The 20,926-nt window shown below is 59.9% G+C and carries 37 protein-coding genes and 1 pseudogene; 17 read left to right on the top strand and 21 right to left on the bottom strand.

Annotation, left to right across the window (positions count from 1 at the left end):
• Window positions 1-101: 101 nt before the first annotated feature.
• The 21 genes from ACLB6G_RS20575 to ACLB6G_RS20475 all read right to left on the bottom strand — a co-directional run bounded on the left by ACLB6G_RS20575 (window position 102) and on the right by ACLB6G_RS20475 (window position 10,794).
• Window positions 102-512, bottom strand: a complete 411-nt coding sequence (locus ACLB6G_RS20575) for an HNH endonuclease family protein (protein WP_410358015.1) — start codon at window positions 510-512, stop codon at window positions 102-104.
• Window positions 509-1,525 (bottom strand): tyrosine-type recombinase/integrase, encoded by a 1,017-nt coding sequence (locus tag ACLB6G_RS20570; protein WP_410358014.1) that lies wholly within the window; start codon window positions 1,523-1,525, stop codon window positions 509-511. The genes ACLB6G_RS20575 and ACLB6G_RS20570 overlap by 4 nt, the downstream gene beginning before the upstream one ends.
• Window positions 1,526-1,699: 174 nt before the next feature.
• Window positions 1,700-2,203, bottom strand: coding sequence for a GIY-YIG nuclease family protein (locus tag ACLB6G_RS20565; RefSeq protein WP_410358013.1), 504 nt, complete (start codon window positions 2,201-2,203; stop codon window positions 1,700-1,702).
• Window positions 2,204-2,278: 75 nt separating this feature from the next.
• Window positions 2,279-2,569 carry a hypothetical protein gene (locus tag ACLB6G_RS20560; protein WP_410358012.1) on the bottom strand — a complete coding sequence of 97 codons (291 nt, stop codon included), beginning with the start codon at window positions 2,567-2,569 and terminating at the stop codon, window positions 2,279-2,281.
• Complete coding sequence (locus ACLB6G_RS20555) at window positions 2,566-2,793, bottom strand: hypothetical protein (protein WP_410358011.1); 228 nt, start codon at window positions 2,791-2,793, stop codon at window positions 2,566-2,568. Before ACLB6G_RS20555 ends, ACLB6G_RS20560 begins: the two co-directional genes overlap by 4 nt.
• A gap of 1 nt (window position 2,794) precedes the next feature.
• The gene (locus tag ACLB6G_RS20550) at window positions 2,795-3,148 is read right to left on the bottom strand and encodes a hypothetical protein (protein ID WP_410358010.1); all 354 of its coding nucleotides are present in this window, start codon (window positions 3,146-3,148) and stop codon (window positions 2,795-2,797) included.
• Window positions 3,141-3,704 carry a hypothetical protein gene (locus tag ACLB6G_RS20545; RefSeq protein WP_410358009.1) on the bottom strand — a complete coding sequence of 188 codons (564 nt, stop codon included), beginning with the start codon at window positions 3,702-3,704 and terminating at the stop codon, window positions 3,141-3,143. The genes ACLB6G_RS20550 and ACLB6G_RS20545 overlap by 8 nt, the downstream gene beginning before the upstream one ends.
• An 11-nt stretch (window positions 3,705-3,715) precedes the next feature.
• Window positions 3,716-4,156, bottom strand: coding sequence for a single-stranded DNA-binding protein (gene ssb / locus ACLB6G_RS20540; RefSeq protein ID WP_410358008.1), 441 nt, complete (start codon window positions 4,154-4,156; stop codon window positions 3,716-3,718).
• Window positions 4,156-4,656 (bottom strand): SAM domain-containing protein, encoded by a 501-nt coding sequence (locus ACLB6G_RS20535; protein WP_410358007.1) that lies wholly within the window; start codon window positions 4,654-4,656, stop codon window positions 4,156-4,158. Before ACLB6G_RS20535 ends, ssb begins: the two co-directional genes overlap by 1 nt.
• Window positions 4,653-5,024, bottom strand: a complete 372-nt coding sequence (locus ACLB6G_RS20530; RefSeq protein ID WP_410358006.1) for an HNH endonuclease — start codon at window positions 5,022-5,024, stop codon at window positions 4,653-4,655. Before ACLB6G_RS20530 ends, ACLB6G_RS20535 begins: the two co-directional genes overlap by 4 nt.
• Window positions 5,021-5,326, bottom strand: coding sequence for a hypothetical protein (locus ACLB6G_RS20525; protein WP_410358005.1), 306 nt, complete (start codon window positions 5,324-5,326; stop codon window positions 5,021-5,023). Before ACLB6G_RS20525 ends, ACLB6G_RS20530 begins: the two co-directional genes overlap by 4 nt.
• On the bottom strand, window positions 5,323-5,532 hold the full coding sequence (locus tag ACLB6G_RS20520) for a hypothetical protein (protein WP_410358004.1): 210 nt from the start codon (window positions 5,530-5,532) through the stop codon (window positions 5,323-5,325). The genes ACLB6G_RS20525 and ACLB6G_RS20520 overlap by 4 nt, the downstream gene beginning before the upstream one ends.
• Before the next feature lie 184 nt (window positions 5,533-5,716).
• Window positions 5,717-6,247, bottom strand: a complete 531-nt coding sequence (locus ACLB6G_RS20515; RefSeq protein WP_410358003.1) for a hypothetical protein — start codon at window positions 6,245-6,247, stop codon at window positions 5,717-5,719.
• Between the two features lie 5 nt (window positions 6,248-6,252).
• Window positions 6,253-6,924 (bottom strand): lambda exonuclease family protein, encoded by a 672-nt coding sequence (locus ACLB6G_RS20510; protein ID WP_410358002.1) that lies wholly within the window; start codon window positions 6,922-6,924, stop codon window positions 6,253-6,255.
• On the bottom strand, window positions 6,917-7,654 hold the full coding sequence (locus ACLB6G_RS20505; protein ID WP_410358001.1) for an ERF family protein: 738 nt from the start codon (window positions 7,652-7,654) through the stop codon (window positions 6,917-6,919). The genes ACLB6G_RS20510 and ACLB6G_RS20505 overlap by 8 nt, the downstream gene beginning before the upstream one ends.
• Window positions 7,655-7,657: 3 nt before the next feature.
• Complete coding sequence (locus ACLB6G_RS20500; RefSeq protein ID WP_410358000.1) at window positions 7,658-7,858, bottom strand: hypothetical protein; 201 nt, start codon at window positions 7,856-7,858, stop codon at window positions 7,658-7,660.
• Between the two features lie 97 nt (window positions 7,859-7,955).
• Window positions 7,956-8,732 carry a TIGR-Tas system RNA-guided endonuclease gene (tas, locus tag ACLB6G_RS20495; RefSeq protein ID WP_410357999.1) on the bottom strand — a complete coding sequence of 259 codons (777 nt, stop codon included), beginning with the start codon at window positions 8,730-8,732 and terminating at the stop codon, window positions 7,956-7,958.
• 222 nt (window positions 8,733-8,954) lie between these two features.
• Window positions 8,955-9,635, bottom strand: a complete 681-nt coding sequence (locus tag ACLB6G_RS20490) for a hypothetical protein (protein WP_410357998.1) — start codon at window positions 9,633-9,635, stop codon at window positions 8,955-8,957.
• Window positions 9,632-9,964: a hypothetical protein gene (locus ACLB6G_RS20485; protein ID WP_410357997.1), complete on the bottom strand. Its 333-nt coding sequence runs from the start codon at window positions 9,962-9,964 to the stop codon at window positions 9,632-9,634. Before ACLB6G_RS20485 ends, ACLB6G_RS20490 begins: the two co-directional genes overlap by 4 nt.
• Before the next feature lie 157 nt (window positions 9,965-10,121).
• Window positions 10,122-10,517: a hypothetical protein gene (locus tag ACLB6G_RS20480; protein ID WP_410357996.1), complete on the bottom strand. Its 396-nt coding sequence runs from the start codon at window positions 10,515-10,517 to the stop codon at window positions 10,122-10,124.
• On the bottom strand, window positions 10,501-10,794 hold the full coding sequence (locus ACLB6G_RS20475; RefSeq protein ID WP_410357995.1) for a helix-turn-helix domain-containing protein: 294 nt from the start codon (window positions 10,792-10,794) through the stop codon (window positions 10,501-10,503). Before ACLB6G_RS20475 ends, ACLB6G_RS20480 begins: the two co-directional genes overlap by 17 nt.
• A gap of 87 nt (window positions 10,795-10,881) precedes the next feature.
• On the opposite strand from ACLB6G_RS20475, the gene ACLB6G_RS20470 reads away from it, so the two are divergent.
• The 17 genes and pseudogenes from ACLB6G_RS20470 (at window position 10,882) to ACLB6G_RS20390 (ending at window position 20,911) form a co-directional block, all read left to right on the top strand.
• A complete protein-coding gene (locus ACLB6G_RS20470; protein ID WP_410357994.1) occupies window positions 10,882-11,067 on the top strand; it encodes a hypothetical protein in 186 nt (61 codons plus the stop codon).
• Entirely contained in the window at window positions 11,064-11,279 is a 216-nt protein-coding gene (locus ACLB6G_RS20465) for a hypothetical protein (protein ID WP_410357993.1), read from the top strand. Before ACLB6G_RS20470 ends, ACLB6G_RS20465 begins: the two co-directional genes overlap by 4 nt.
• 478 nt (window positions 11,280-11,757) lie before the next feature.
• Window positions 11,758-12,120 (top strand): hypothetical protein, encoded by a 363-nt coding sequence (locus ACLB6G_RS20460; RefSeq protein WP_410357992.1) that lies wholly within the window; start codon window positions 11,758-11,760, stop codon window positions 12,118-12,120.
• A complete protein-coding gene (locus ACLB6G_RS20455; RefSeq protein ID WP_410357991.1) occupies window positions 12,117-12,407 on the top strand; it encodes a DUF2312 domain-containing protein in 291 nt (96 codons plus the stop codon). The genes ACLB6G_RS20460 and ACLB6G_RS20455 overlap by 4 nt, the downstream gene beginning before the upstream one ends.
• Window positions 12,404-12,556 (top strand): annotated as a pseudogene (locus tag ACLB6G_RS20450) (GcrA family cell cycle regulator); the annotation flags it as partial. The gene ACLB6G_RS20455 and the pseudogene ACLB6G_RS20450, both read left to right, overlap by 4 nt.
• A gap of 33 nt (window positions 12,557-12,589) precedes the next feature.
• Window positions 12,590-13,018 (top strand): GcrA family cell cycle regulator, encoded by a 429-nt coding sequence (locus tag ACLB6G_RS20445; protein WP_410358016.1) that lies wholly within the window; start codon window positions 12,590-12,592, stop codon window positions 13,016-13,018.
• Window positions 13,015-13,263: a hypothetical protein gene (locus ACLB6G_RS20440; RefSeq protein WP_410357990.1), complete on the top strand. Its 249-nt coding sequence runs from the start codon at window positions 13,015-13,017 to the stop codon at window positions 13,261-13,263. Before ACLB6G_RS20445 ends, ACLB6G_RS20440 begins: the two co-directional genes overlap by 4 nt.
• A complete protein-coding gene (locus tag ACLB6G_RS20435; RefSeq protein ID WP_410357989.1) occupies window positions 13,260-13,589 on the top strand; it encodes a VRR-NUC domain-containing protein in 330 nt (109 codons plus the stop codon). Before ACLB6G_RS20440 ends, ACLB6G_RS20435 begins: the two co-directional genes overlap by 4 nt.
• Complete coding sequence (locus tag ACLB6G_RS20430) at window positions 13,556-14,029, top strand: GIY-YIG nuclease family protein (RefSeq protein ID WP_410357988.1); 474 nt, start codon at window positions 13,556-13,558, stop codon at window positions 14,027-14,029. The genes ACLB6G_RS20435 and ACLB6G_RS20430 overlap by 34 nt, the downstream gene beginning before the upstream one ends.
• A complete protein-coding gene (locus ACLB6G_RS20425; protein ID WP_410357987.1) occupies window positions 14,030-14,890 on the top strand; it encodes a YdaU family protein in 861 nt (286 codons plus the stop codon). It abuts the gene before it with no gap.
• On the top strand, window positions 14,856-15,368 hold the full coding sequence (locus ACLB6G_RS20420; RefSeq protein WP_410357986.1) for a hypothetical protein: 513 nt from the start codon (window positions 14,856-14,858) through the stop codon (window positions 15,366-15,368). The genes ACLB6G_RS20425 and ACLB6G_RS20420 overlap by 35 nt, the downstream gene beginning before the upstream one ends.
• Before the next feature lie 4 nt (window positions 15,369-15,372).
• Complete coding sequence (locus ACLB6G_RS20415) at window positions 15,373-15,942, top strand: hypothetical protein (protein ID WP_410357985.1); 570 nt, start codon at window positions 15,373-15,375, stop codon at window positions 15,940-15,942.
• A 141-nt stretch (window positions 15,943-16,083) separates the two neighbouring features.
• Entirely contained in the window at window positions 16,084-16,392 is a 309-nt protein-coding gene (locus ACLB6G_RS20410; RefSeq protein WP_410357984.1) for a hypothetical protein, read from the top strand.
• Window positions 16,373-17,596 (top strand): PBSX family phage terminase large subunit, encoded by a 1,224-nt coding sequence (locus ACLB6G_RS20405; protein ID WP_410357983.1) that lies wholly within the window; start codon window positions 16,373-16,375, stop codon window positions 17,594-17,596. The genes ACLB6G_RS20410 and ACLB6G_RS20405 overlap by 20 nt, the downstream gene beginning before the upstream one ends.
• A complete protein-coding gene (locus ACLB6G_RS20400) occupies window positions 17,593-19,008 on the top strand; it encodes a DUF4055 domain-containing protein (protein ID WP_410357982.1) in 1,416 nt (471 codons plus the stop codon). Before ACLB6G_RS20405 ends, ACLB6G_RS20400 begins: the two co-directional genes overlap by 4 nt.
• A 56-nt stretch (window positions 19,009-19,064) precedes the next feature.
• Window positions 19,065-19,736: a hypothetical protein gene (locus ACLB6G_RS20395; RefSeq protein ID WP_410357981.1), complete on the top strand. Its 672-nt coding sequence runs from the start codon at window positions 19,065-19,067 to the stop codon at window positions 19,734-19,736.
• 23 nt (window positions 19,737-19,759) lie between these two features.
• Complete coding sequence (locus ACLB6G_RS20390) at window positions 19,760-20,911, top strand: P22 phage major capsid protein family protein (protein WP_410357980.1); 1,152 nt, start codon at window positions 19,760-19,762, stop codon at window positions 20,909-20,911.
• Window positions 20,912-20,926: the final 15 nt, after the last annotated feature.

Below are 20,926 nucleotides of genomic sequence, written 5' to 3'. Positions count from 1 at the left end.
ACTCTTAATCAGCGGGTCGTAGGTTCGATCCCTACATCACCCACCAATTTCAATGACTTAGCGGGTGCCGATTGCCTGCCGGTTTACAGAAAAGCCATCTTCTACAGTTTTGAGCGCGTTACGTTCCATTGCGGGTTGGATGAAATCCATTTAGAAAACTGGAACTCGGCCATAGTGCAGCCGCGTTTTCGGTCTGCGCCCCAACTGATATTTTGTTCTTTCGTGCAAATCTGCATGTTGCGACGCGTGTTGTTTAACCCATCGTCGTCAATATGGTCCACCACGAGATCGGGCGGCGGTTGCATGATGAAGCGATGCAAAAGAACGTCTCTGTATCTAACGTAGAATTTGTTCTTACGCCGTGTCGCGCGCCATTTAAGGTGGCATATTTGGCCCCACACATCGGCGTCAACCACGGCCCACTTTTCACCGTATGCTTTCGTGCTAACATTGAAACGGACAATCGTCCCGTCCGTTTCGGCACTGCCGTATTCCCATTCAACTTTCTTCATGCGCCTTTCGTTCCCCGCCTGATAGCGTCCACAACATCTGCGCCTGCCAGATAGTGACGGCGAATTATCGTCTCGCACTGGCTTTCCGAGTGCCCTGAAATCTCGGCAATCCGATCTATCGGGATGCCAAGGGCGTAAGCGTAGGTTATCCCCGATCCGCGCAAGTCGTGAAACGTGACGCCTGACACTCCCACCTTTTGCATTTCCTTGCGCCAAGATGCGCGGAAGCCTGATGAAGTCCAGTTCTCGCCACGGGAATTGACAAGGACGCGCTGCCTTCCTGTTGCGCGGGCTTCCTCGAAGATCGGCTTCAATTCGTCCGCAATCCAAACGCGGAGCCGTGCGCCTGTTTTCCCTTGCCTGATTAGCGCCCGTTCGCCATCCCATGCCATCGCGGGCATTGACAGCACATCGCCTTGTCGCTGCATCGTCAGGAGCGCAACGCGGGCAACGTTGGCTATTTCCGGCCTTGCCCGTGTCAGGACGGCGTTTATCTGTTCTACTGTCCAAACACTATCACGGCGTGTTCCCTTGGACAGCTTGCCGATGCGCTCAAGCGGGTTCCTGCCTATTTCCTCGCGGTCAAGCGACCATGAAAAGATGCGGGCCAGGACTGCCATATAGAGATCAGCAGCGCGCGGCGTGTCTGCCATGCTATCTCGCCAATCCCTGAACAGCGTTCGCGCTCCACGGGCTTCTATGGCCGAAACAGGGAACGTCTCGAAACTGGCGCGGATCAGATCAACGGCGCGTTCGTAATCGCGGCGGGTTGATGTTGCCAGCTTGCGAAATTCAGGGCTTTGGAGATAGGCGGTTACCAATGCGCCTAGTGTGTCCGGGCGGGCCTTATCCTCCATGTGCCGTGTTAGGCGGGCGTATTCGATGGCAAAGGCTTTTGTCCCCGGCTTTTCGTGCAGTCGCGGGCCTCCGCGCCATGCGTAGTGGTATTCAGCAATTCGGCCATCGGAGAGGCGTTTTCTAACGGTGTGAACGCCCACGAGCCTTACTTTCATTCGCCATCCATCCCGCCAAAGCCTCATCTGCTGAATTGGCTATCGTGGCGGGTTTCCGGCCTGACGTAAACTCGATTTCTCCAGTCGGCATCATCCGCACGGTCAGGCCGTGTTCTGCCGCGGCCTCGGCTGCGTCCATGATTTCGCATTTCAAGAAACGGCGAGGGCGTGAGCTCATAGTAGCGGCCTCCCGCCTTCGCGGATCGCGTCCGAAATGTCGAAGCCAAGATACTTGTGGCTGATCTTGATTGCCTCCGGCGTGTCCCATGCGTGCGGGATTGTCTCAAGAATGAACCGTGCCTCGTCTGCCTTGATAACGTCGCCGGGCTGGTGGCCGACGATCTTCATGAGCAGGAAAATGCCATCGATGAACACGTCGATATCGTCGGAAATCCCGCCATGGTATCGGAACCATTCGCCTTGCAAGCGGTGCTCTCGAAACTGTTCATGCAAAATCCCCTCAATGGCCGGGTCGCCATATAGGTGATATAAGCGGTCCAGTTTTTCCGGGTTGCCGTTCTGGATATTTCGAAAACGGTTGATGATATTGGCTGCATGACCGATCTTTACCGCCGTTTCGCTCGCATTCACGAAGAAATAGATGAACGTTGGAGTGGGACCGTCAGGCACGGTCGCCGGTGGCCTGTATTTGTCATCCAGTCGCTCTGCTCTCTGCATGTCAGGCCCCTATCATCTGGCGGATGGTGCGGGGCGAACATTCCCAACGCTCCGCAAGGCGTTCTGGCGTGTAGATCATCGCTTCACTGGCTCAAGTTCGATCGCGTTATAATATCGCCAATTGCCATCCGGAAACCGGACCTTCGCGGCACAAAAACCCGGCTCTCCTACGGTATCGAACACAAACCCTGACGTTTCAGGGCTGGACTTGATGCGGACGTGTTGCCCCAGGTGCGCCTGAATTTCACACTGTTCATTGGCTTCCCTCACCTTGTTCATCATTGAAGCGAACGACCCGAAAAGAAGCGCATAGCCAAGCACGCCGACGATGATAATTGCAATTGTGCCTATGTTGTCTCTGATCATCGCTCACCGCTCCTGTTCTGGCGGGGTGGCAGGGGGTTGAGCAATTCAACCTGTTCTTCATACGCATCACCAAGTTCAATTTCACTCGCGCACTGGTGGCACAGGCACTTGTGTAGATCGCCGGTTTCAAGCGCCAACTGGATGGCGTATTCTTCGCTATCGGCATCCACCTCGGCAAGCAGCCAAGAGGCTGTTGCTATTGCGTAAACTGCATATTTCGGCATGTCAGTTCTCCTTCTCCGCACGGAGGTAGGCTGCAAAGGCGCGAAGTGCGATTTCTGCGTCTTTGTATCCCGGTGTGTTGGCGGTGGTTGACTGTTCGTAAATCTCGGCGCGTTCAATCGCGTCCCGCGCCGCTTCCTCGAAGTGGAACGGGCGGGCGGCGGCGAGGGCTGCACGGGCAGCAACCCGGCAATCGTTCCTGCAAAGCCGATCCTCGTAGCTGTCGCGCTCGTCACTCATGGCATCACCACAGTCGCAGTCCATGCCTCGCTCTGCATCGCAGCAGCATTCCCAGTGTTCGCCCCAACGCTCGGCAATCGCCCGCGCCACAGCCTCCACGGCTTCCTTGTCAGTCATCGGTGTTCTCCATTGCCTTGAGTGCGGTGCGGAAGTCGGACGGGCCAAACCAGACAAAGATGCGATCACGGTCGCGCATCAAACCAGCCCATCCGCCCTCGTCCGTGTTCTCTTTCCCGAATGTTGCGAACGGTTCCAGCGCCTCACGCATCCTCGCCACCTTGGCCTCTGCGGCCTCGGCGCGGGACTGCCATTCGCCCGCGATCTTTTCGTGCGCATCGCTCTTTCTGGCGTAACCGTCGCGGCTGCTTTCAAGGCGTTTGCATTCCGCTTCTGCGGCCTCGGCGCGGGCCTCCATCTGCCGGTAGGCGTCGATGATGGCGCGCATGGTGCCAGGATCGCAGCGGGCGATGTGGGCGGCGTTTGCTTCTTGAAGCCCTCTGGTATCGGACGGGTCAGACGCGCAAAAATCGGCAATGCTGTATGGAATGCCGTTCGTGCCAGCGTTATTCGGGACCAACTCCCAAAACGCATTGTTTCGGTGCGGCTTCCACGGTCCCGGCGTCACGCCTTCCAGCCCGCGCTCGATCTGGTCGAGGATTTCGTTGATGTTCATGGCGCGCTCCATCAAAACGGGATCTCATCGTCAAGATCGGCGGGCGCACGGCGCGGCTCGTCGTAGCTGCTGCGCTCCTGGCGATGTTCCTGACGCTCTCCGGGGCTGTCCAGCATCGTCAATTCGCCGCGATAGCGTTGCAGCACGATTTCGGTGCTGTAGCGGTCCTGTCCCTGCTGGTCCTGCCATTTGCGCGTCTGCAACTGGCCTTCGAGATAGACAAGCGCGCCCTTGCGGAGATAGGCTTCCGCGACCTTGGCAAGCTGCTCGTTGAAGATCACGACGCTGTGCCATTCGGTGCGCTCGCGCTTCTCGCCAGTGTTCTTGTCCTTCCACGTTTCGGACGTGGCGAGGCGCAGGTTGACAACGGCGTCACCGGAATTGAGGCGGCGCACTTCGGGATCGGCTCCGAGACGACCAATCAAGGTGACTTTGTTCAGGCTTCCGGCCATTAGATTTTCCCTTCGCGGATGAGGTGGCGGATATGCGATGCATCCTGGCAGCAAATGTCGGCCAGTTCGGGCGATGTGAGCGACGGCTTGACGGCGCGAACGCGGGTCAGAAGATCGTAGCGAGCGGCAACGATGGGCGCAGACACGCGCCGGTATGCGCGGATGATTCCGATGGCAATGCCGTGCTCCTTTGACACAGCGCGGGCGATCTCGCGCACGTCATCATCAAGGCCAGCAAAACAGGCGTTATCAATCGCCGTTTTTGCCATAGTGTTGGCAATGCCGTGGATCATCTGTCCAGCCGTATCGACATAGACGGAAATGGCGCGCGCGACTTTCTGGCGCGGCATGTTCGGGCTGTGGAAAAGCAATTGCCGCACGTATTCGAGTTTGGCTGCCCTGACCTTGGTCGGATTGTGCGATGCCGTGATATAGGACACGGGAACGCCGATGAGCTTTGCAACCGCCTCCGGGCTCAGTGGTGTAAAATGCTGGTTCATCGGGCTTCCTTCTGTTCAAACAGGCGGCGTGGCGGCAATGCCGACTTGTCGATCTTGCGGGGCTTTTCTGTCGGCTCGAATCCGCGCGATTTCAGCTTGCCCTTCGGCCTGCTTGCGCCGGTCTGTTTCGCCTTCTGCCGGTCAGCCTTTCGCACTCTGCGCACATCGTCGCCGGTCTTTTCGACATGGCACACGCGGCAAAGCAGGCGGGCGTTCGCAATCGTCGGCTCGCCTCCAAGCGCACACGGCAAAATGTGGTCAATCTCGCCCTCGCCAGTCTTGAGCGCAGCCGCGCACTTTTCGCATTTGCCGTTGGCGCGGGCGAATACAGACTTGCGGACCTTGGCGGGAAACTCGGAACGGGTCATGTCTCCCCCCGCGCCTTGGCGAGGGCCATCCGCGCCAAATCTCCGCTATCTAGCGTAACGCCAAGTTCGTTTTCTGTATTGGCAATGAAATTCAGGGCCGTTTCCAACGCCTCATAGAGATCAGGCGCGGCGGCGATCAGGTGCGCGGTTGCCTCTGCCTCGTCGGCCAGTTCTTCCGGCCACTGGCTCGCGTCGAAAATGTCCAGTGACGTTTGCCCGGTAAACCGCTCGCGGCTTTCTTGCCCCGTAACCAGGCCATCATCATTCACCCACGGTTCCGGCGTCCATTTGGGCTTGCTCATTGCCTTGCCTCCACTTCGGCCCGCAGCCGCTCTGTCATGGCGCTCCGGGCGCGGCTCATGGCCTGCCGTGCGCCTTTCCCATGCTTCGCGCGGGCGGCTGCAATCGTCTCGCGGGCGTCCCGCAATTCTGGCACAGCGCGGTCAAGCACCTTGCGCGTTTTCCATGCCTGCCAGCCAAGCAGGGCGCGGCGGATGAGGCGGTTCATGCCGGCCTGCCTTTCCATTCTTCCACGGCGGATTTTGCAAACCGCGTCTCGGCTGTCTCGTGCCCGCATATGAGACAAACGATCTGGACAAGCATGGTCCTGTCATCGAACGCGTAGCAGGGGCTTTGGGATGACTCGTGCCCGCACTTCGGACATGGCCCTAGTTCCTTTTCCTCAACATCGCTCATGCGGCTCTCTCGGTGTTCTGGCGCAGGTCATCAACGCTCACGCCGATCAGGCGCGAAATCACGTCGAGGACTGCGTCCTTGGATTTCTGAAATTCTGCCTTGCCCATAGCGCGCATGGACTGGCTTTTCGCCGTCCACACCGTCACCGTGGCCTCGCGAACGGAAACGATGGCGTATTCGTCCGCCGGGCGAAGGAAGGCGGCAAAGCGGGCGGCCTCGGCCTTGCTGGAGCAAACGAAAGTTCGCCCATCCGCATACCCCGCGCGGATCAGCGCCTTCTTGCGCAAGTGCTCGTCGGACGGGAACTCATCAAGCATGTGGTCAGGCAGGTTCTTCCAGGCCTCGCCAATCGCGGCGAAATAGTGGTTGTGAGACGAACGGGACCGTTCCTCGACAAGCTGGATCCGATAGCGCCCGCCAGGCGCGAATGCCTGGCGCCATATCTCGCCATTGCGCCCGCCCGGATAGACCGGCACAAGCGCCGCGCCATCGTCCAGGCATTCAACGATGATCGGGGCGTCGGTCATCGCGCTCACCCGGCTGCCAGAAGACGCACGGCCTCCGGCAGTTCCTCGTCGCCATAGCGGGCCAAAAGATCGGCTTCCTTTCGGCGCAGTTCGTCTAGGAACTCGGCAACGTCCCGCTCCAGCTCGGCAACCATCGCGTCGTCGCGCTCAACCCTGCGGCAATGCATCTGCATCCGTTCCGGCAGGCGCGGGTCGAAGGACACGAAATCGCACCATGCGCGGCCCGTGCAGGCCATCTGCCATTGCATCTGCTTGATGTATTTCCCGTCGATGGACGCGCCTAGAAGCGTGTCAATGTGGGTTGCAGTGTTCGGGCACTTGAACTCGACAAGGCCATCCGATCCGACCAGTCCGTCCGGGCTGGCACCGCTCCCGCCGATTGACGGGTGCAGCACAAAGCCGACCTCCTGCACCTGAACGCCGTTCATGAAGCAATAGGCGGCGCGGGCCTGTGGCTCCATGTCCGTTCCCCATTGCATCGCGGCATTGGTGAACGTGTCGCGCGGCTCGCCGGTCAGCCTTTCAGCCAACAGTTCTGCCATGTAGTTGGCGCGCATCGCACCCCAACCCGTTTTCGTCCTGGCGGTAGCGTCGGCAATGCGGGATGCCGTCACCTTGCCAAGCCGGGCCTGCATCCATTCATCGCTGCGCTGTTCGATTGCTGCAAGGTCAGTCATTGGCCTTGCCCTCCTGCGCCATCTTGCGCTTTTTCGCCTGCAAGGACGCGACCGCGCGGCGGAACATGGAAGCGGGCATCGCCGGGATACTTTCGATCTGGAGATATTCGCAGAACTGCGCAGTGTCGGCTTTGGCCTCCTCGATCATCGCCCGCAGGACCTCAACGTCCTCTTTGGTGATCGTATCGCCCATATTCGCGGCGCGCCCGTCATCGTCGTCGGTCGGTTGGACGCCTAGTGCAGACAGAAGCGAATAGCGCATGAGATACGTCTGCGCCGATCCGATGGCCTGCGTGGCGTTTTTCGATCCTGCCGTGTCAGGCTTGCTAGACAGCGTGTTTTCCTCGCTGTGGCCGTCAATGTGCGACAGGACGCACGTCACATGGATCTGATCGTCCTGGCGCGTCTTGAACCGATAGGACAGGCCATGACGGCTCAATACAGGATCGACGGCGCGGGCGACGTGCGCAAAATCAGCGTATCGGTTGTTGTGGCCCTTCTGGTTCTTCGATATGGCGGGCAACTCGGACTTGGCGGCGGCGAAAGCGCGATTGAACGCTGCCAATGCCTCGCGCTGCATGATGCGCTCTTGCATCTCGAGCAGGCGCTCCATCTTGTCCATGTCCACCGCAGGATTGACGGCGGCGCGTTCGATCACGGAAATGATGGCGTTCGTTTCCGTCTGTGCCGCAGGCGCAGTGCCGCGCTCGATGTGTGCGACTTCGTTCATGATTCACTTCTCCAGATCGGTCAGGTTGAGATAAAGCCGCCGTGCCGTGGCGCGGGCGTGCGGGCCAAGCCCAAGCGCCATGCGCCTTTCGAGATAGTCGAGCGCATCGGCGCGGCTCATCGGCAAAACAGCCGTCGCAATGCCGCGCGCCTCCAGTTCATCGGTCGCAAAGCTGGTCTGCGCGGTGTCATGTCGCGAAATCACAGCGGCACCTCCAATGCACCGACCAACAGGACAGCAACTGCGACCAGCAGCGCGACGCGGAACGGCGAAACTTCGCCGCGGGCGTTGATCAGCGCGGTCATGTGATTGCCCATTGTTTATGCAGATCACGCAGCAGGCGCTTTTCCATGTAGCGTTGCGCGCGATTGTGGACGTGGCCTTCACTCATGAACTCATCAGCGTTCTTGCGCGGTATCTTCGCCGCCGGGACAATCTGCAAACCGATCATTTCGGCACGGGCGCGCTCATACGCCTTGCGCTCTAGGTAGGCATCCCGGTACTCGCTCTGCTTCTTGATGAGGCTGTCGCCGATCTGGTAGATGATGCTGCGGCGCTTCGGGTTATATCCGCGCGCTATCCAGTCGGATGCACTTGCGCCCTTGCCGGGGCGTCCCTGTGCCGTCCCGTCGATCACGGCCAAACCCATGCGCTTCCACAGGTGGCCTTTTTTCGGGTAGGCTGACAGATCGCCAGCTTCGCCAACAATCATTGCAAGACCGACAGGGCCAAAGCCGTTGATCGCATATCCCCATGCGTTCCAAACCGGCAGTTTCTTTGCCAGCTTCGTCATTGCCTTCTGGCAATCGGCTTCGATCTTCACGAAAGGATCAACGGCCATAAGCGCGGCTTCGATGATTTCCGCGAAGTCCTGGCGATCTGCCTTGCCATCGATCATGTCAGAGGTCAGCTTGCGGATTTCGGCGTTAGCCTTCGCGTCTCCGTCCTTTGTCCATCCAAGGTTGGTGCGAATGAAGGCGCCGAGGGACAGGTGCGCCCGCTTGCGCTGGACCATGGCGAATTGGCGCTGCCGGTGAAGGTGGCGAATTTCTGCAATGGTGTTGGGATCAACTGGCATTGTTGGTTCTCCGTGGTGTGGAAGCGGTTGGCATCGGACTTGTGGCCTTTCAGAAATACCCGCATGGCCTTGGCTTCCATTGGGGGACGACGCTGGCAACCGTTCATGGGCCTTATCGGCACGGCCAAAATGGCCCTTGTCGTCATTCTGTGCGCGCGGGGTTGGCACCATCGCCGTGGCCTTGTTGGCACAAACAAAATGGCCGTGCCGCGCGCGTCTCCATCAGAACTCCGCAACCTCTGCGGCCTTCTGAATAAACCTGTTCAAGTCATCCTCTTTGATCAGATCGCGCACCAGCGCATCGCCGGGGGCGTTCGCGTAATGCCTCTGTATCTGGCGGATGACGGCGGCTTCCCTCGCGTTTTCAAAGCGCAGGCCTTCCAGTTCACAGAAGGCAATGCTTCCGATGGCTCGACCGTCACGCAGCTTGAAACTGTCGAGAACGGAACGGGCGATGTTGGTGGCCGCGCGCATGACAGCAGCGCGACCGGAAGCGGTGGGGATGTGGACCGTGGCCTTGTCGGCAAATGACGTATGGCCTTCGCTTCCATTGGTGGACGATGCAGTTGGCAACAACCGGGTGGCCTTATCGGCGTCTGGCGCGTGGCCTTCTGCATCGTCGTTGGGTGACAGTGACGCGGGCGTTTTCCGTCTGGCCTTGTCGGCACCTGGACTGTGGCCCTTGTCACTGTCGTTCGGTGCGCGCGGCGTTGGCAATTCATCAGCGGCCTTATCGGAGCTGCCAGCATGGCCTTGCCGCGCGCGTTCGTAGGCGGACTTCACAAGCGCAATCGCGCGCGCTTCCGTCCCGCCGTTGTTCATAAATTCCGCAATGGCGATATTCAGCCGCACATCGCGCGGCTCAACGCCTTTGTCTTTCATCTTCTCTGCAATCGCGTTCATGCCATCTCTCCCGCATCGACGCGCTCGGACCATTCGCGGGCATCCATCAGCGCGTATTTGATTTCGTCCTCAATGCGCTCCTTGATCTCCGAAAGCGCGGCTTCGGAAATCTCGTTTTCGCCAAGCGAACAGGCGACCGAAACGGCCTCAAGGATCGTCGGGATGAATGCGTCCGTGATCTGTTCGGCATACCTGATGGCAAGCTGGCAGCTTTCCGCCTGATCCCGGTATCCGTTGACGGACAGGGGCTTGATGTTCGCCTCGATGGTCGAGAGGCGACGGCGTGACCAGTCCACGGCCTCAATGAGTTTTTCGCGGTCGGTGGGCATTGGTGTCTCCCGTGTTGTTAAGGAGACAATGGGACATATTGTCCAATACGTCAAGCACAAAATCGGACAATTCGTCCAATTCATTTTCAGCCCGTCAAGCGCGCATGAAAAAGCCCGGCACAATGGCCGGGCAGAATCAATGGCGGATGGCCGGTCTTTATTCGGCGGCGCGGAAGCCTATTCCGGTTGCGGTGATGGCGCGCCAGCAATTCATCAGGAAGGCGCGCGGGTCGCGCTTCACGCTAACCGAGTGAACGCGATTGAAGCCCATTTCCGCTGCTTGCGCCTTCATCAGGTTGATGGCGTTTTCCTCGGTCGGGGCGGGGTCCCATGCCTGCACAGTGCAAGACGTGCCGGTAACACGCTTGTTCACAGCTGACACGCGCGGGCCATCATCGACGATCTCGACGCCTTCGACCGGCGGCGGCGTTGGGCGGGTCAGGTCGCGCGAGAACGTGGACCTTTCCGCATTGACGTTAGGCGAAGCGCCGCAACCATATATGGCCAGCATCCCCGCAATGAAAATTCCCTTCGTTTTATCCATCAGTTCCATCTCTTGCTGTAAATTGAGGCCGGGCGACAATAACAGGTTTCATCCGCTTGCGCTGCTTGCCGATCACAAGGTGTTCCAGGTCGCAGCCAACGGCAGTGCAGAACCGCTCCATGAGATAGGCTGGCAACGGCGACCGGCGCTCATACTTGCGGTATCGGTCAGCCGGGACGTGCAGGAGGTCAGCCATCTGCGCGGCGGTCATGCCGGTCTCTTCGCGAAAGCGTTTCGTCCGCTCGCAAAGGCTATTGTTGAAAATGAATTCCTCACTCTCGCTCATCCCTCAATTCTATGAATTGGACAAAAATTCCGCATTGGACAAAAACGGCTGTTGACAAATTGGACAAATCGTCCAATCTTTACAGCCATGAGCAAGAAACCTCTCCCTTGGCAGAAGATCACCGAGAAGGCGCGCGAACTTGGCGCTGGTGAATGGGCAATCCGCAAATGGGCGCAGCGCGGCAACGTGCCTGCGAAGTGGCGAATTGACTTGGCCCGCGAACTGCGGACCACGCCGGAGCGGATTGCGCCCGTATTGGAGGCCGCAGAATGAACCGCCGCCGCCTGATCCATGACGATGCCGCATCCGGTGAAATCCGCGATGCATGGGCCGATCCGGTTGACGGGCTGGCTGAGGCAAACCGCCGCGCCATCCTGACGGACTGGCTGGCAGGTGCAGCCGCAGCTTTCACCATCGGCGCTTGCGTCATCTTCATCGCCGTTTCGGCTCGCGCCGCCCTGCTTGCAATGGGCGTTGTGCAATGACTTCCTCCCCGGCAGCGCACCCCTACGAGTGCCACGCGCTGCCTACCTTGGCGGGGCTTCGCGCTCCGTCCTTTTATTCCCATGGCCCGCGCTTGTTTTTCCTCCTTCTCCGGGCGGCGGGCCGGGCCGGTGACGCTACCATCCTTCCGGCGTCACCGGCCATCATTTCCAGACCCGTGGGGCAGTGCGGCGCCCGTCCCGGCGCACACGCTGCGATCTTTCGGGCCGGTCCTTTCGCCCACGGTAGGCGAGCGGTGGGGATCGGCGGTGGAACTCCGAACGTTTCCTTCATGATCCGTGACACCGCCCGCCATTCCCTCCGGCGCGCTCCACGCGCGGTTGTCGTTTGCGGCTTTGACCAGCCGCGATTTCCCTTCGGCCCGTCTGACCACGATCCGAAGCACAGTCCCGAGTTTCACAAAAGTCATCCGTAACGGCTCCTTCAACCGTGGTCCCAACACACCACGGAGAAACGGACATGGGTGACAGAGTTTTTGTCGGAGCGAACAAGATGAGTGTCGCAGTCATCAATCAGGCGAAGGGCATGGCGGAGTTCATCTTGCGCCGTGAACATCGCGGGCCGGGGGACACCATTGAGGCCGCCGCGCATCGCGCAGAGCGCAAGTATGGCGTCCCGGCAAGCTGGATATTTCGCCTGCGTTACCGGGAAATCAAGGACATGCCTGCCAGCGCGTTCGTCGCGCTTGCGCAGGCTTACGAGGCCGCATGTGTCCGGGCGGAACGTGCATATGAAAACGAAAGGGCCAGACATGCGCCTGATACGGCGATTGTGCGGATTGCTGATCTTGTGTCTGGCGAGAAAGAGGAGTCACCGGAATGACTGACAACCAATTGCGGTCCATCGTGGAACGCATCGAGCGCGTCCAGGAAGAGATTGACGCGCTCAACACGGACAAGCGCGACCTCTACGCCGAGGCGAAGGCCAACGGCTATGACGTGAAGGCGCTCAAGGCTGTCGTTTCCGCGCGCAAGAAGGACGCGGCAGAGCGCGATGAGCAAGAGGCGCTTTTTGATCTCTATTGGAGCGCCGTCCATGGAACTGGCACGATTGATGCTACGCACGTGCGCCTGCACGAGGCAGCCCCGACATTCGAGGCCGCGCAATGAACCCGTGGACGCAAGACGAGATCGACACGATTGAGGCTGGCTTGCGCGAAGGGCTTTCGGCAGCACAGATTGCCGCGCAGCTTTCGGGCCGGTCACGCAATGCTGTGATTGGCAAGTGCAACAGGATGCGTATCCCTCTTGCCAACAAGCCAAACGGGCAGCGCCCACGGCAAACAAAGAACATGTGGACGGCGGAGGATGAGCGCATCCTGTCGGAGATGTGGCGGCAGGGCGTCGTCGTCTCGGTCATTGCGCAGCGCCTGAATCGCGGCGCGAAGGCCACGCACAACAGGGCCTTGAGCCGTCCCGATCTTTGCCCGCCTCGCGGCAAGGGCTGGAACAAGGCCTTGTCACGTGGCAAGAGCGGCGCGCCTTCACCGCGCATCGCGGAACGGCTCGAAGCGCAGGCCGAAAAGCACGAATACGACGCGACGGCGCTGAACGTCTCGATGACGGAACTCAAGCCCGGCATGTGCAAATGGCCGGTGAACAACGCAGCCAAGGGCGATCCGCATCTTTTCTGCGGCCATGAGACGGAAAAGCCCGGTTCTAGCTGGTGCAAGCATCACGGTCTGCGCCTGACGCGCCCGACAGGAAAGGTGGCGGCATGAGCCTTCCGCCTTTTTCCGACGGGGCCCCCGCGCCACCGCTTTCCGATCTGGTCGCCTTCTGTGACCTGATGATCCGCGAGCAGGAAGTGTGGCTTCACGATTTCGGCCCCGACGCGCCGAAGCACAAGCGTCACGGCTCCATGTCCATCGAGCAGCACGAATCCAAGCTGACGGGCTTCCTGTGGCTGCGCAGGGGCTATGCAACGGCACTGGCCCGGCAGAAGGAAAGGGAAGCGGCTGAATGACAGAGCGCGCGCTTCACAAGGCCGTCATTGACTACCTGCGGGTTGCCCTGCCGTCCACATGCCGCGCCTTCACCAATGCCAATGACGGCGCTCGCGGGCAGCCGGGCCTTACCCGTGGCATTCCTGACATTTCCATCATCCGTGAAGGCGGCTCTATCGCCTTCATCGAACTCAAGACGGCCAAGGGCAGGCTTTCCGATCATCAAACCAACTTCCTCGATTGGTGCGCGGAACGGGCCGTCCCGGCTGCCGTTTGCCGGTCTGTCGAGGACGTGCGCGACCAGTGCCAGGAATGGGGCATTCCGTTGAAGGGGGTGAGGCTGTGAGCTTTATGGAATGGAAATCAAGGGATGATGAAGACCACTTTGTCTATATCATGGCAAAATTAAACTGCCACGGTGAACTCGTCCCGCCTTGCAAAGTTGGGATATCGAAGCATCCGCGAATTCGCAGGAGACAGATACAAAAAGAAGAAAGCAGCCTCGTTGTTTTAGTGGCGACGTATTGTTTTTGGAAACGATCTCACGCCGCATCTGTAGAAAAAGAATTCCACAACGTATGCAGCGGGCAGCGCGTCTACGGTGAATGGTTCGACATTTACCCTTCTGATGCTGTCGGGTTGATGAAGCAGTGCCTAGACAACTTTATCGTCAATCGGTTATGCGCTCAAAACTATGAAGAGTATGTAGACTGCGCTGACCACATAGGCGTGCCGGGCCGTGATTGGCTTGTTTCTGGGGCAAGTTTCTTTGAGGCGGGGCGCTGAATGACAAATACGCCATTCATGCAGCTTTATGTCGCCGATTATCTAGGCGACACGATGCACCTGACGACCGAACAGCACGGGGCTTATTTGCTCTTGCTCATGACCATGTGGCGTCATGGTGGTCGCCTGCCAAACGATCCCTCAAAGCTGGCCAGGATTGCCCGCGTTTCGTCGCGCAGGTGGCACATGATCGCCGATGACGTGATGGAATTCTTTGACATCGATGGCGGCGAAATCACGCAGAAGCGGCTTGTTCGGGAGCACCAAAAAGCGGTTTCGATAAGCGAGAAACGGAGCGCCATCGGAAAACTTGGCGGAAACACTAAGGCATTGAAAAATAACAAAACACGCATGGCAAATGCCAAGCAAATGCCGAAGCATAGTCAGATACCAGATACCATAAAGGGTATAGAGGCTAACGCCTCTTGCCCGGAGCCGGAAAAATCCGCTCCGGTCGCGTGCCGATTGCCGCTTGTTTCCGGGGATGATTTTGTCGTTCTCGAAAGCGATGTTTTGGAATGGTCGGAGTCATTCCCTGCCGTAGATGTGCGCCAGCAGCTTCTAGCGATGCGCGCTTGGCTCAACGCCAACCAGAGCAAGCGCAAGACAGCGCGCGGCATCAAGCGGTTTATCGTCTCATGGCTTGATCGCGAACAAAACCGACCACGGGCGGCCCCGCTGCCACGTCAAGGCCAGCCACCGCCACAAGACAGCTTCCAAGCCGCCATTCAACGCAGATTGAGCCAAGCCCATGAACCAGATCGCAGCACCGAAAGACACGACGACACCGGCAACGGAAGAGCAGATTTTGCAGGCTCTGGCCCTGTTGTCGACCTCCTTGCCGTATCGCGCCGGGTCTGACGGCGAACTGCGCACAAGCGCCTATCTCGCAGCACTCCATGGCGTCACGCGCTACGGGCTTTCGCAGGCCACCCAGGCGGCACTCAAGGGCGGACACGGGTCAAAGTTCTTCCCGTCCACCGCTGAATTGCGCCACCTCTACGAGGCTGCCATGCGGCCCGTTTTCGAGCAGCGCAAGGCCGAAGCCCGCGCCGCATCTGACCGGCACGAGCGCGAAACCTACCAGCGCGCACTCAACGCGCCGCGCTCGACCACGGACGAAATCAAGCAGCGGTTCCGTGACGACAATCGCCGCGCCGAACGCATCCTTGAAGGAACGCCTATCGGCAGGTCAATCAATCGCGCTCGCACGTCGCTGCAAGGGCGCGAAATCATCGCGGAAGGCGTTTCGCTGGATGATTTCAAGCGCGGCGCGAAGAACCACCAGTGGGGCGAAGGCGCGGCCTATTCCCCGCTACTGCAAACAGTCTATCGGTGACACCATGAAAGCCATGACGCGGGCAGCCCGTATCCGGGCGAAGAAAGGCAGGCCAAGGATGACGACAGCAGCGCGTGAACCGGACGGGCGCATTTCGAGGTCAGGAACCGACCACGGCGCGCCGGATGCCGTCGCCATCGAAGCAAGGGTTCGCCATCGCGGCCTGTCCAAGGCTCAAGCCAAGGACCAGCGAGCAGGAACCTATATTGGCTATCTCGCCATCCTCGGGCGCGCTGACGGGCTGTCGCAGGACCAATACGAAGCCGCCATGCAGTTCAAGTCTCTCCGCGATGCCAACCTCCGCGCTATCGCTGCGCCGAACGCCGAACTGGACCGGCACACTGTCGGCAACACATTCCCGGAAATTTCCGACGACTACGCCGATTGGTGCAAGCGCACGATTGCACGCTATAGCGAGTGCCGCAAAGCCATCCAGGACGCGCAGAACGAAAACCGCACGGTCAACCTGTGGGCAGCGATTGACTACTGCATCATCCGGGATGAGGAAATGCCGCACATGCTCGGCGCGCTCCGTGTGGCCTGCAATGCGCTTGCCCGCTTTTTCAGGTGTTGACATTGTAGCGAAAATGCCACATTAAAAACCATCTTCTTACTTTGGGTGATTTGCGCATAAGGCGCGGAATGCCGCTACCAGCACAAAGCCGGTGGCGTCTTTCTCTTTTGTCACTTGATAAAAATCAAAGGAAATCAAACCATGCCGAGTGGAGGCAAGCGCCCAGGTGCAGGCCGTCCAAAGGGCAGCCGTAGCGCGGCGACAAAGGAACAGATCGCCAATCTGTCCGAACTGGCAAAGATGCACAGCGAGGCGGCGCTTGATGCTCTCGTGAAGATCGCTACCAAAGGCGAAAGCGAGGCGGCGCGGGTTTCTGCTGCTGTTGCCATCCTTGACCGAGGCTATGGCAAGCCATCGCAGGCGATGACGGTCGGCAATCCTGACGGGTCGGCCTTCGGGCCAAGCCGTATTGAGATCGTCGCGGCAACGGATGCAGACCGGGCAGATTAAGCTGCCGCCCAAGCTGGTCCCGGTGTTCGCTCCGGCGCGCGGTTCGGTCCAATACAGGGCGCTATACGGGGGGCGTGGGTCGGCCAAGTCCTATTCGGCGGCGCTCATCGCTGCTGTCTGGGGTTACGCGGATCCGCTGCGCATCCTGTGCGCCCGTGAGTTCCAGGTTTCGATTGCCGAGAGCTTCCACGCCGAACTGAAAGCGGCCATTGTGTCGGTTCCGTGGCTGCAGGATCACTACGATGTTGGGCGGGACTATCTGCGCGGACGCAACGGAACCGAATTTCTGTTTCGTGGGCTTCGGCGCAACACGCAGTCCATCAAGTCGCTCGCCAAGATAGACCTGACGATTGTTGAAGAAGCCGAGGACGTGCCGGAGGAAAGCTGGCTGTCGCTTGAGGCGACCGTGTTCCGCCAGCCGAAGTCCGAACTGTGGGCGATCTGGAACCCGCGCACGGACGGGTCGCCGGTGGACAAGCGGCTTCGCAAGGCACCGCCGCCGAATGCGATCATCCAAGAAATCAACTGGCAGGATAACGTTTTCTTCCCGGCTGGCCTCGAAACGCTGCGCAGGCGCGAGCAGGAACGCCTAGACCCAAACACATACGCCCATGTGTGGGAGGGGGCATATCTCAGCAACTCGGACAGGCAGGTGTTCGGCGGCAAATGGTCCGTGGCGGATTTCACGCCAGGCGACGACTGGCAGGGACCATACCAGGGCGGCGACTTCGGCTTTGCGCAAGACCCGACAGCGGCAGTGCGGTGCTGGATCAAGGACGATTGCTTCTACGTGGAGCACGAGGCCGGGCGCGTCGGGCTGGAACTGGACGATACGGCGCGCTTCATTATCGACCGTATTCCGCGCTTTGCCGACTACGTGACGCGATGGGACAGCGCGAGGCCGGAAAGCATTAGCCATATCAAGCGCCACGGATTGCAAAGGTCCATGGCAGTCAAGAAGTGGACCGGGAGCGTAGAGGACGGCATCGCTTTCCTGCGCTCGTTCCGTCAGATCATCGTGCATCCCCGATGCACCAACGTGCAGCGCGAATTGAGGCTCTACAGCCATAAGGTGGACCGGCTGACCGGCGATGTGCTTCCCGACATCGTGGACGCCGATAACCACTATATCGACGCCATCCGTTATGCAGCCGAGCCAATGGTGAAGCGGCGCACGACGAAATCACAGGAATTGCGGTTTTGATCGACAAGCCAAAAATCGACACGCCGCATCCCGACGTTGCGGACATGGCGGAGCATTGGGATTTGCCACGCTCGCTCTATGACGGCACGCACGAAATGCGTGAAAAGGGCAAGAAGTATTTGCCGAAAGAGGAAGGCGAGAGCGAGGACGGATACAAGGCGCGGCTCAATCGAACCGTGCTTTTCAATGGCTTTGGCAAGACGGTGCAGGACATGGCTGGCCGCGTGTTCGCCAAGGAAATTGCATTCGGTGACGATGTGCCGGCGCAAATCAGGGCATGGGCGGAAAACATCGACCTGACCGGCCAGCACATCAACGTGTTCGCCAACGGCCTGTTTCTGGACGCCTTGCAGGTCGGCATCGCGCATATCCTCGTGGACACGCCTAACGAACCGGGCGAAAACAGGGCTTCGGGCGGGCGTCCGTATTTCGTGCATCTGCGGGCCGAAGACGTTATCGGCTGGACGAACGAAACGACAGCGGACGGTGTAAAGCTGACCTCGCTGCGCTTCTACGAGTGCGTCGAGGAACAGGACGGATACCACGTCGAGCGCATCCGGCAAATCCGGGTTCTGTATCCGTTCGGTTATGAAATCTGGCGCAAGGCCGAGGACCGCAACGGACAGAAGGAATGGACGCTGTTCGAGACCGGGCGGCGCGAGGTCGAGTATATCCCGCTCGCCACGCTCTACCTGCGGCGCGAAGGGTTCATGAAGGCAGAGCCTCCGTTGCAGGACTTGGCTGACCTCAACGTGGCGCACTGGCAGTCATCGAGCGACCAGCGCAATATCCTGCACGTGGCCCGCGTGCCGATCCTGTTCGGCTCCGGCTTCCAGGACACCGACGAAATTGTAGTCGGCTCCGGCGTGATGACGCGCAATTCCGATCCGGGCGCAAAACTGACCTACGTTGAGCATTCCGGCGCGGCCATTGCATCGGGTCGCGACGACCTGAAGGACCTCGAATTCCAGATGCAGATGATGGGTCTTCAACTGCTCGTCTCGCAGCCGGGCCAGTCCGCGACGGGCGAGGTCCGGGACGATATCAAGGAGAACAGCCGGCTGGCGATGTGGGCCGACGCGCTCAAGGACTGCCTTGAGAATGCGCTTTCGTTCATGGCTGATCTTGGCGGCATCGGCAATGACGGCGGGTCGCTGATCGTCAACAAGGACTTTGGTATTTCGGCACGGGCCGCTACGGACATTCAGTCCATCATCACGGCCCACGGCGCGGGGATGATTTCGCTTGAGACGGCGATAAAGGAAATGATCCGGCGCGGGTTCCTGTCCGATGACGTGACGCCGGAAATGGAAATGGACGCCATCGCACAGGATGCGTTGAACTCCATCATGGATGGCGAGGACATGCAGGACGCAGCCTTGCCGCAACCGGGCGTGATGCCCACCAACTAGCGAGACGCTAAGCAATGAGTGAAGAAGCAACCGTTGAACAGACGGGCGGCGAAGCCGTGACCGTTGATCCCGCAGAACTGGAGCGCTGGCAGAACAAGGCGAAGAAGGCCGAGGCCGAGGCCATCGAACGCCGCAAGGCGCTTAAGGCTTGGGATGACCTGGGCATGTCGCCGGAAGAGGTGGCGGAACTCAAGGCCATGCGCGAGCAGGCCGAGGAAAACAAGGCCAAACAGGCGGGCGAATGGGACAAGCTGCGCGCCAAGCTGCAAGATCAGCACAAGACAGAGCTGGAACGGCTGCGCGGTGAACTCGACGCCATCGCCAAGAGCGAACACGAGGCACGGGTGCAGGCGGGACTTTTGAGCGCGTTTGCGGACGTGGGCGCGACGGAAGAGGGCATGAAACTCCTTCCAAAGATTTATCAGGCCAACGCGAAGATCGAGACGGTGGACGGCAAGCGCGTCATCCGGGTTCTCGACGCGGACGGGTCGCCCATGCTTGGGACGAGCGGGGCAGACGCCACGTTGGCCGATCTGGCGGCGAAAGCCGCCGAAGAATACCCCTCGCTCTTCAAGAGCAAGGTAAAGGCCGGGAGCGGGACGCAGCCCGGCGGTAATGGTGCGGGACGCACGGAAGCACGAACTGTAACCCGAAGCCAGTTTGACGGCATGTCGCACAGTGAGCGCGCGAACTTCGCGCGTGAAGGCGGCAAGGTCGTTGACGGCTAGCGCCATTACGAAAGGAAATCACAATGGCGAATGTCCTTACTGACCTCGCAGCCGATATCTACAAGGCTGCGGATATCGTTGGCCGCGAACTCGTGGGCGCAATCCCGTCCGTGACGATCAATGCCGGCTCCGAGCGTGCCGCCTTTAACGATACCGTCCGGGCCGCGTTCACGCGCGCCGCCACGGTCAACACGTCCTATTCCCCGGCCATGACCATCCCGGAAGGCGATGACCAGACCGTGGACAACAAGACGATGACCATCAACAAGGTGGCGAACGTCCAGATTCCGTGGACCGGCGAGGACATCCGCCACGTTCGCAACGGTGCGGGCTTCGAGACCGTCTATGGCGACCAGATCGCGCAGGCCATGCGCGGCATCACGAACGCCATCGAGGCCGAGACCCTGACCACGATCTACAAGGGTTCGTCCCGCGCGTTCGGCACCGCCGGCACCACGCCGTTTGGCTCCGACTTCGACGCCGTTGCCGAAATCCGGCAAATCCTCGTTGACAACGGGATGCCGATCGACGGTCAGACCACGCTGGTTCTGAATACCGCCGCCGGCACGAAGCTGCGCAACCTCGCCAATCTCCAGAAGGCCAACGAGGCCGGCGGCACGGAGCTTCTGCGCCGTGGCACGCTGCTCGATCTCCAGGGCATCATGCTCAAGGAGAGCGCGCAGGTGCAGTCCCACACCAAGGGGACGGCAACGGGCCTTGACGCGGCTGGCGGTGAGCCGATCGGCGAAACCACCATCGCGCTGGACGGCGGCGACGGCGGCACCCTGCTTTCGGGCGACGTGGTGACGTTCGCGGGCGATACGGTCAACAAGTATGTGGTCAACACCGGCTTCACGGCTGCATCCGGCAACGCCATCATTGGCGGTCCCGGTCTGCGCGCCACGCTGGCCGACACCACGGAAATGACCATCGGCAACAGCTACACGGCGAACGTCGCGTTCCACCGGCAGGCTGTCGAACTGGTTGTTCGCCCGCCTGACCAGCCGTTTGGCGGTGACGCGGCGGTTGACCGGATGACCGTGCAGGACCCGGTTTCGGGCCTCGTCTACGAGATCGCGGTTTACAAGGGCTATGGCAAGGCCATGATCGACGTGACCACGTTCTACGGCGTGAAGGTCTGGAAGCCCGATTTCGTGGCAACCCTGCTCGGCTGATCGTTCGGCTTGGCA

Source organism: Zhengella sedimenti (assembly GCF_046506625.1).
GTDB classification, from domain to species: domain Bacteria; phylum Pseudomonadota; class Alphaproteobacteria; order Rhizobiales; family Rhizobiaceae; genus Zhengella; species Zhengella sedimenti.
The sequence above is the reverse complement of the archived record's forward strand: the minus strand, read 5'-3'. Positions and strand labels throughout refer to the sequence as shown.